Source organism: Arthrobacter sp. P4_F11, from assembly GCF_056401395.1.
Map to the genome: position 1 here is coordinate 1 of NZ_JBFUJK010000047.1, position 765 is coordinate 765.

At 54.6% G+C, this 765-nt stretch carries 1 rRNA gene; it reads right to left on the bottom strand.

Annotation, left to right across the window (positions count from 1 at the left end):
* Positions 1-564 precede the first annotated feature (564 nt).
* A 16S ribosomal RNA gene (locus tag AC1DRO_RS21175) occupies positions 565-765 on the bottom strand; the annotation flags it as partial.

The window sequence follows — 765 nt, forward strand, 5'->3', positions numbered from 1 at the left end:
CCTTCTTCGCCTTCTTCGGCTCCTAATGCCAAGGCATCCACCGTGTGCTCTTAAAAACTTGACCACAAAAGATCAAGGAGTAATTTTCGAGAGAACCACAGAAACCACCACCATCACCCCAAAAGGCAACAGCGACAGATCCAGGTTCATATTCTTGGAAATTGCTTCTTATAAAAGATGCTCGCGTCCACTATGTAGTTCTCAAACAACAACCCCGTACCACACACCCCACACACGCCCCACAAAAGGGAACAACCGCGTGATCGGTGCAGCCAGGAAACCAGAAACAAACCAGCTCCGGAAAGGAAAACCCTCCCGGTCCTGTTGTCTCAGGACCCAACAGTGTGCCAAACACTACCCAGCAGCTCATTCCGGCGTGCGTTCCAGGACACCCTCAAGAGAGCATCCGTACTAACTGCCGGCCTGTGCCGCCAGGCACCTATTCGTTGATATTCCACCCGTGAGCACCCGCCGCAGAACAATCGTCTGCGCAACGGGCGTACTCCTGACAACCCCACCACACGGACATAACGCCCGGCAGGGAAAGTTGTAGGTGCTCCTTAGAAAGGAGGTGATCCAGCCGCACCTTCCGGTACGGCTACCTTGTTACGACTTAGTCCCAATCGCCAGTCCCACCTTCGACAGCTCCCTCCCACAAGGGGTTAGGCCACCGGCTTCGGGTGTTACCAACTTTCGTGACTTGACGGGCGGTGTGTACAAGGCCCGGGAACGTATTCACCGCAGCGTTGCTGATCTGCGATTACT